We start from the raw sequence: 8,090 nt of genomic DNA, 5'->3' as shown, positions 1-8,090 counted from the left end.
ATTCAGGCAACCGTCTGTGGTGTTTGCAGAGCTAAGATTGGCGGCTTAGCGTTGCACTTCGGAGTTGAATCCGCCTCCTAATGATATATTAATTTTAAGTAATAAAATTTATGACATTCACTATTGAAGTCAAATGCCGCTATTGCCAACAAACACAACCTGTTCGTAAACATGGAACAAGTAGATCTGGATTTCCCCGCTATTACTGTCAACAGTGTCGCCGTACTTTCCAGATTAACTACCGCTATAATGCGCATAAACCCGGTATAAAAGAAAAGATTGTCACTATGGTGGTGAACGGTTCAGGGGTAAGAGACACCGGGCGAGTTCTGGATATCAGCATGAATACTGTCATGAGCACTTTAAAAAAATCACGCCGCTACAAATAAAAAAATCGCCGACATCGGCGCATCGCTGATTAAACACTGGTAGTCGAGAGACAAAAAACAACACCATCCGAAGGTGGCGTTGAGGCACATCCAGGACACTACTGCACAGGTGCAGGCTGAGACTTAAGTTTCTGTATTCGCGCCCAGGACTCCGGCGCATATTTCTCAACGTACTGTTTCGAAAGCACCTTTGCCGTGCAGATAGACATAACCGAGGTTGTACTGACCGACATGAGAGCCCTTTTCGGCCACCTTGCGGTATAACGCCACGGCGTTATGCTGCTCTTCTTTCGTTCCATGGCCGTACAGTGCACCGAGATTCACCTGCGCATGGAGGTCGCCCTGTTCTGCGGCTTTGCTGTACCAGATAATGGCCTGCTCGCGATTGTATTTCACGTCTTCATCGCCGCTGGTATAGAGCTCCGCCAGGCGAAACTGCCCGATTGCATTTCCCTGTTCTGCCGATTTTTGGTACCACGCCAGCGCCCGTTGCACGTCTTTTTCACCACCCAAACCTTTAGCGTACAGATAGCCCAATAGATGCTGTGCGGCGCTATTTCCCTGCTCTGCGGCTTTGCCAAACCACTGCGCCGCCTGTACATAATCCTGCGTAACACCTTCACCATTTGCATAGCGCAGGCCCATCACATATTCCGCCGGCGTGTAGCCCTGCTGTGCCGCGCGCTGGAACCAGCGTAGCGCCTGATCTAAATCCTTTACCGTTTCATTGCCCTGAAAGTAACGGTACCCCAGTTCCAGTTGTGCTTTCGCATCCCCACTTTTTGCCTATTGCTGCACATCGTTAAACGAAGATGCGCTCCAGGCCGGCAGAGACATCGCCAACGAGCCTGCCACCAGCAATGCCAAAATAAGTTTGTTCATGCCATATCATCCTTATTACGCGTGAATGCGTTTTATGGCACGGCTCAACGGGGCAATGTAGGAAAATCGCAGAGGAAAAGGATTTTTAGGAAGGTATTCAGGAAAAACAACGCCACCCGAAGGTGGCGTGTTTGCATTAATACTGGTCTCTGTCTAACCAGTTGCCGGTAGGAATATACTTTTTCCCCTCGACCGAGCGTTGGTACACATACATCCAGGCGCTGCCATAAGGCGTCTGGATAAGCTGGCGTTTATATTCGCGCCCAGCGGTGCGGAGCGCGTCCAGTTCGCCCAGCGTGGCCGCATCAATGCGATAAACTTCACCCAGCACACTGCCATCACCCGGCACAGCGCCAGGGTAGTGCCCCAGACTGTAGAGTTGATATTCTTCAACGCAAAAGTCGCCCAGCCACTGAGCATTCGTCATCCAGTGGCTGTTGCCTTGCTTGCGTCGTAAACTGCCGTAGACAAATATTCGCATTGCTAAAACTCAAACTGATAGAGCACATCAAGTGCCTGATCTAAGCCAGACACCGCTTCCAGATACAGCTTAGGCATCAGGCGATAACGTAACGTGAGAGTCGCCAGTGAGTCAAAAATACCCACGCCATATTTTACCTGCAGACCCGGCAGTACATAGCCGCTGACTACCACCTGGGAGGAATCTCCCACCCCTTCGGTATCCAGCGCCAGATTGCTTACGCCAAACGTCTCGCCGATTTTACCCACAACCTGACCACTTTGTGCAACCCCCAGGCCCACTAAGGCTGATGTCATTGCGGCACTATCGCTTTGTCCGCTCTCCAGACCCTGCCCACGAAGCAGGTAAGAGAGCGCTTCTTGCTGCGACATCGCCGGGTCAGAGAAGATTTCCGCTTTCGGTTCATCCGCCGTGCCGGTAATGCGTACCCCGGCCGTTACGTCGTTCTCGGTGGCATCCGGGTTACGAATCGCCTCGATATTCAACAGCGGCTGATCCACCGGGCCAGAGAACAGCAGCTCCCCTTTGCGCACAATCAAATCCTGGCCGTAAGCGTGATAGCGTCCTTCCGGAATGGTGATTTGCCCGTTAAGGCCAAGTCCCTGCTGATCCTGGGTCACTTTCAAATCGCCGGTCAGTCGTGCTTTGAGCCCGAAAGCGTCCATGCGAACGTTGTCGCCGACATGCACAATCAGATTACTGTTAATAGGAATTGCCGTGCTTTTCGGTTTTTCCGGCTGCAGATCCGCATTGAGCATCACTTCATCGCTGGAAGTCCCTACCGCGCTTTCCGGCAAATCATGCACGACGATACGCGCCCAGGGCACATCGACCCGGCCATCAAGCGTAAACAGGGTTGGCGTGGCCGAGAACACCAGGTCCGGCGACACGTCCAGACGCACCATCGGCGGCACGGTAATGCGAACTTTATTGCCCTGGGCCGCCACGCGGGCGCGCCAGTTGTTAATCTGACTCCAGTCCGCATCGCCGCTAAGATTGATCTGTCCGCGCTGGGTGCGCACCACCCCTTGCAGGGTCGAGCTGGTGCCGTTGAAGCTCATGGCCAGTTGGCTGGGCTGCATATCGAACGGCATGAAGTTCCCTTCCACATCCACACCGTTGAGCTGCATCTGCCCGAACAACTGCGGGCTTCGCAGATTGCCACCGAGCCGCAAATTAGCGTTCAGCGTGCCCGCCGCTTTCTCACCGCGCGTAAAGATGGCGTTCGCCATCGCCAGCGAGAAGTTGTGAATATTGACGTTGCCACTAAGGTTACGCCGCCCCTGCGGATCGGTGACCTGTACCTGACCATCAAACTGACCGTTATTGGTCAGGCGGATCAGCCAGCCCAAATCCGCGCGGTTATTCTGTAGCTTCGCATTGAGGTTCAGCGTTTCAAAGGCGACCGGTAGCGGTGCATCGTTCACCACCTGTGTCACTTTGACGTTACGCCCGACAAGCGTCACCTCACCCTGCGGCAATCCTTCTTTTGTGGCATCCCAGGACACATCCGCTTTACCGCTGAATGTTCCGCTGGCCTGCGTGGTATCCGGCATAAAGGGTTTCAGCATCGCCAGATCGAAGCGGTTGAGATTAACCACCGCACGGCCCTGCGCGCCGACATCAATCGTCTGAGGTACGCAGAGTTCCGCATTCGGGTTGATCCAGCAGTGCGGCCCAATGCTGATCTTCTGCTCCTGATTGCGATAATCCAGCACGATCGCGCGATTCAGGGCCACCGGGCCAACCGGCGTGGTAAACCGCGTATCGCTGAGCGTGCCTTTCCAGCGCTCTTCTTTGCGATCAAAGCTGCCCGCCAGTTTCAACTGCCCGGCCACCGGCTCGCCCTGTACCCGTAATTCCAGCTCGTGCTGTTTTTCACTGCCTTTGGCAGCCAGCGTCGCCAGGCTGACGTTCACCCCCGGCTGTGACAGGCGCTCAACCCGCACATTCAACGCCCCGGCAAGCTGATCGGTCGATTTGACATCCCCTTTCACTAGCACCCGGGCAACGTGCAGCTCTTGCCAGCGCAGGTTGCTGGCGGTGATATCCGCCATCACCTGCGGCGCATCCACCGTACCGCGAATATTCACCAGCCCTTTCGCCGTACCGCCCAGTCCCGGCAGAGCGTTATCCAGACCCGGAGCATCGATGGTGGCGTCCAGATTAAGATCTTTGACCCCCAGCTCACCTTTGACGTCGGCTTTATTACGCCCCAGCTCCAGATGCAGACCAGGGATCACCCATTGCATGTAGCTGTTTCCCTTAAGCTGCCCGTCTACACTCACCTTGTTCTGCTTCACGTTACCGGCCAGTTTCAGCTCAGGAATATCCACCTGCCAGGTGCCGCCGTAAAGACTGCCGCGCATTTTCGCCAGCCCGTTCAACTTCGCCGGCCAGTCCGGGAAGGTTTTGGCGGTATTGATACCGTCCAGCGTCAGCTCGCCGCGCCAGCTAATGGCCTGCTGCCAGTCGAGCAAGGCTTTGAGTTCGGTTTTCCCTTCCAGCGCCGCCACACTCAGCTTGTCGATGTTGATTTGCTGCTCGTTGCCTTTGCCGTCCAGGGTGAGGGTGGCAGGTGGCACCTGCTGACCTTTCACAGAAGTACGGAACGACAGCGTGTAGTCGGTCATTTTGCCGGTCAGCTTGAGCTTAAGGTCATCGGCCTGATACTGCTTTTCACCGGTAAACGGCCAATAAAGCTGCTCGCTGGTGATGTCCAGATTGAGCGGCAGCCCCGCTTCGGCGAGCTGAGTTTGTCCGCGCAGCACCACATCTACCGGGCCGGAAAGATTAACGCCAAACTCCAGTTGCTTACGCACCTCGCCGCCGACTTTCACCTTCACCTTCTCGCCTTTCAGCGGATCGACATTCAGGGTGCTGTTGAGGGTGATATCCACCGGCCAGTTATCCTGCAACTTCGCCGTACCCGTCGCGTTAAGCGTGCCCTGATTCGAATCGATATCCAGCGCGTCGAGCTGCATATTACCGTCGATGCTGCTCACTTTGAGCAGCATATTGCTAACAGTGATATCGGTGTCGCCGGTTAAGCGAAGCTGCTCGCCACGGAATTCTTCAATATTGAGATTGAGCGGCAGGTGTACGTCCGTCATCTGCGGCAGCACCGGTTTGGCAAACAGTTGCTTAAGGGATTCCCCCAGCGGCAGTTCGTCCGGTTTCGGATTCTCAATCTTCGGTTCCACCACCTGTTCCTGCGCCACTTTCGCCACTTTTGGCAGGGCAATCAGCAGGCCGCTTAGCGAAGTCGGTTTCAGGGTCAGGTTCTTGTCTTCCCAGTTAAGGGCAGAGGAGAAACTCATCACGGAAACGGTGGTGTCATCAATGTTGATATTGATGTTGTTGAGCGCCACGTGGCTCAGGGTGATGGGATACGGCGTGGAGAGGTTCAACGGTCCGTTGTCCACTTCTTTCACCGGCGCCGCAGGCGGCATCTTTTTCGTATCAATCACCACGTTGATATCTTTTAGCGAGATATCATTCACGCACAGGCTACTGTTACGCAGGCAGCCCAGATTCACCGCCAGGTGCAACTCTCCGACGTTCACCGCCACGCCCGGCTGATCGTAGCGGACGTTTTTCAACGATAAGTCCCGCCAGCCGCCGGTCACCTGACCGATTTCCAGCCCCGGCACCCACCGATTGGCGGCATTAAACAGCAGATGTAACCCGGTCGTCGTCCCGACCAGAAAAACGACCATCCCCAGTATCAACAGGATAAACACCAGTACGCCGAGGCTTATCTTCTTCCATAAACTCATAATTCAGGCCCCAAACCGATGTAGAACTGTAATCCGTGCTCGTCTTTGTCCCCAACCGGAACGGCAAGATCGAGTTTGATCGGCCCCACCGGCGATTGCCAGCGTACCCCGACGCCTGCACCGGTTTTGAAATCGCTGCGGCGGATATCGCTCACGGCCTCACCGCTATCGACAAAGACCGCCCCCCACCATTTGCCCGTCACGTTGTATTGATATTCCAGCGACCCGGTAGCCATTTTCGATGCCCCGATCAGCTTGCCGTCGTCATCCTTCGGCGCGATCGATTTGTATTTGTAGCCACGGATGCTGCGATCGCCACCGGCGAAGAAACGCAAATCCGGCGGAACACGATCAAAATCATCGGTTTCGATCCAGCCGACGTTGCCGCGTGCCACAAAGCGGTGACGATCGTAGAGCGTGCGGATCCAGACGTTTTGTGCCTGCATTACCACGAACTCCACGTCAGAACCCCAGGCCGTGCTGGAGTAATCGATGGAATAGCGCTGAGAATCGCCCCAGGTCGGCATCAGGCCGCCGCGCGAACGGGTACGGCTGATCATCACTCCCGGGTAGAGCAGCATGGTGGTATTGGTCACGCTCGCCTGCGTAAAGTGGTCGAGACTCCAGCGCAGGTTAATGGCGCGCTGCCAGCCGCTGGAAAGATCCCAAAAACGAGACGCCGCGAGGGTGGTGGAATCTGACTCGGTGTCATTTAAATTGGTGCGCTTAAATCCGCCCTGAAACAGGTAGTACTGCTCAAGCGGGTTTTTCAGCAGTGGGACTTTGTAGCTGAAATCCAACTGCTGTTCCGGTGCGGAGACGCTGGCGGTGGTGGTAAAGCTGTGGCCGTACGAGTTTATCCACGGCTTTTTCCAGGTGGCTTTAACGCGCGGGCCCACATCGGTTGAATACCCGACCCCGGCCTCGATGGTGTTTTCCACACGGGGCGCAACAACGCCTTTTAAGGGTAAGACTTTGCTTTCCCGGGCTTGATCGAACTCCGGTGCAACCACCACCGAGTTAAACCAGCCGGTAGCCGACAAGCGGCGGTTAAGTTCCGCCAAATCCCGTGTCTGGTAGTAGTCGCCTTTTTTGAAGGGCACCAGATTTTGCAGGTACTCTTCGCGAATTTGCGAACCTTCAAAGGTGACATCACCAAAGCGATAGCGCTGGCCGCTGTCGTAGTCGATATCCCAGAAGGCCTGATGTCGGTCGAGGGCGATGCCGAGCTGGCTGTGGTTGTAGTGGCTGTCGAAGTAGCCTTTACGCAGCGCGACGCGGGTGAGCGATTTCTTGAAGCCCTCGTAATCGCCGTGATTGAGCACGGTTCCCTTTTCCGGGCGGTCTTTTAGCAGGGCCAGATAATCTTCGTCGGTACGCGCGCCGCCGCGCAGGATCACATCGGTGCCGCCGATGCGTACCGGCTCGCCAGCAGAAACATGCGCAATCAGCACCTGGCGACCTTTTGCTGGCGGTGGACGCAGCTCAAATTCGATAGTGGGTTCGTAATACCCCAGCGCTTTCAACCCTTCACGGATCGCGTCATCTACGCGCGCCTGAAACCGCTTGTCCGGTGTCACTTCATCACTCTGGATGGTTGATAGCTGCGCGCGAACATTCTTCTGCAGCGCCCCGGTCAGCCCTTCCAGCTGTAACCGGACGTTTGCCGACATGGCGCTCTCGCTTGCCAGCAGCAAACCGGCAAAACATAAAAAACGGATTTTTGGCACGTCCTCTCCTGAATATCCCTTGTTTCCACCCCTGGAAGGAAACGTCAACACCGCTCCGCGGCTTGTAAAAAATCCAATATGTGGATTGAAAAACGGACGACACCCCAAATATTTCTTATGTTTAAATCTAGTCTGATTTACCGTCTTTATTGTGTTAAAAGAGACGCTTCGTTACAACCTTAACCGCAACTAGCGTTTCCGGGAGACCTCACCATGAGTCTATTTGATAAGAAAAACCTTGTTACTCAATCGGATGCACTACCAGGGCGGAATACGCCGATGCCCGTCGCCACGTTACATGCTGTTAACGAGCACTCGATGAGTAACGTTCCGGAAGGGATGGAGACGGCTTATTTTGCGATGGGCTGCTTCTGGGGCGTTGAACGTCTGTTCTGGCAACTGCCCGGCGTCTACAGCACCGCAGCAGGCTATATGGGTGGCTATACGCCAAACCCAACCTACCGCGAAGTCTGTACCGGACAAACAGGCCACGCCGAAGCGGTCCGCGTGGTGTATGACCCGGCGGTGATTAGCTATGAGCAGCTTCTGCAGGTGTTCTGGGAAAATCACGATCCGGCACAGGGGATGCGTCAGGGGAACGACCACGGCACCCAGTACCGCTCCGCTATTTATCCGCTGACGCCGGAGCAGAGCGCTGCCGCCCAGGCCAGCCTCGAACGCTTCCAGGCCGCCATGCTGGCCGCGAATGACGACCGTACCATCACAACGGAAATTGTTACCGCACCGCCATTCTATGGAAGGTGCGATTTAATCGTCAATTATGAGAACATAACCCTTTCTTTGACATAGACTTTTCACGATGCCCGCT

Annotated in this window: 5 protein-coding genes and 1 pseudogene; 2 read left to right on the top strand and 4 right to left on the bottom strand. The window is 55.2% G+C overall.

Features of this window, described 5'->3' with window-relative positions:
• The first annotated feature begins 110 nt into the window (after positions 1-110).
• The gene (locus tag ACSZPU_RS20970; protein ID WP_499002805.1) at positions 111-389 is read left to right on the top strand and encodes an IS1-like element transposase; all 279 of its coding nucleotides are present in this window, start codon (positions 111-113) and stop codon (positions 387-389) included.
• Positions 390-554: 165 nt separating this feature from the next.
• Here ACSZPU_RS20970 and ACSZPU_RS20965 read toward each other — a convergent pair whose 3' ends face one another.
• The 4 genes from ACSZPU_RS20965 to tamA all read right to left on the bottom strand — a co-directional run bounded on the left by ACSZPU_RS20965 (position 555) and on the right by tamA (position 7,261).
• Positions 555-1,148 carry a tetratricopeptide repeat protein gene (locus ACSZPU_RS20965; protein WP_499002806.1) on the bottom strand — a complete coding sequence of 198 codons (594 nt, stop codon included), beginning with the start codon at positions 1,146-1,148 and terminating at the stop codon, positions 555-557.
• 259 nt (positions 1,149-1,407) lie between these two features.
• Positions 1,408-1,752, bottom strand: coding sequence for a gamma-glutamylcyclotransferase family protein (locus ACSZPU_RS20960; RefSeq protein WP_499002803.1), 345 nt, complete (start codon positions 1,750-1,752; stop codon positions 1,408-1,410).
• 2 nt (positions 1,753-1,754) lie between these two features.
• Positions 1,755-5,531 (bottom strand): autotransporter assembly complex protein TamB, encoded by a 3,777-nt coding sequence (tamB, locus tag ACSZPU_RS20955; protein ID WP_499002801.1) that lies wholly within the window; start codon positions 5,529-5,531, stop codon positions 1,755-1,757.
• Positions 5,528-7,261: an autotransporter assembly complex protein TamA gene (gene tamA, locus ACSZPU_RS20950; RefSeq protein ID WP_499002799.1), complete on the bottom strand. Its 1,734-nt coding sequence runs from the start codon at positions 7,259-7,261 to the stop codon at positions 5,528-5,530. The genes tamB and tamA overlap by 4 nt, the downstream gene beginning before the upstream one ends.
• Positions 7,262-7,474: 213 nt before the next feature.
• Between tamA and msrA the strand changes: the two are divergent.
• Positions 7,475-8,017, top strand: a pseudogene (gene msrA / locus ACSZPU_RS20945) (peptide-methionine (S)-S-oxide reductase MsrA); the annotation flags it as partial.
• Positions 8,018-8,090: the final 73 nt, after the last annotated feature.

The organism is Phytobacter sp. V69, from assembly GCF_965644215.1.
In the GTDB taxonomy this organism is placed as follows: Bacteria; Pseudomonadota; Gammaproteobacteria; order Enterobacterales; family Enterobacteriaceae; genus Phytobacter.
This window is presented reverse-complemented; position numbering and strand designations above follow the sequence as displayed.

Coding starts and splice junctions, on each gene's coding strand:
- ACSZPU_RS20970 (WP_499002805.1), top strand. CDS start 111: ATGACATTCACTATTGAAGTCAAATGCCGCTATTGCCAACAAACACAA.
- ACSZPU_RS20960 (WP_499002803.1), bottom strand. CDS start 1,752: ATGCGAATATTTGTCTACGGCAGTTTACGACGCAAGCAAGGCAACAGC.
- tamB (WP_499002801.1), bottom strand. CDS start 5,531: ATGAGTTTATGGAAGAAGATAAGCCTCGGCGTACTGGTGTTTATCCTG.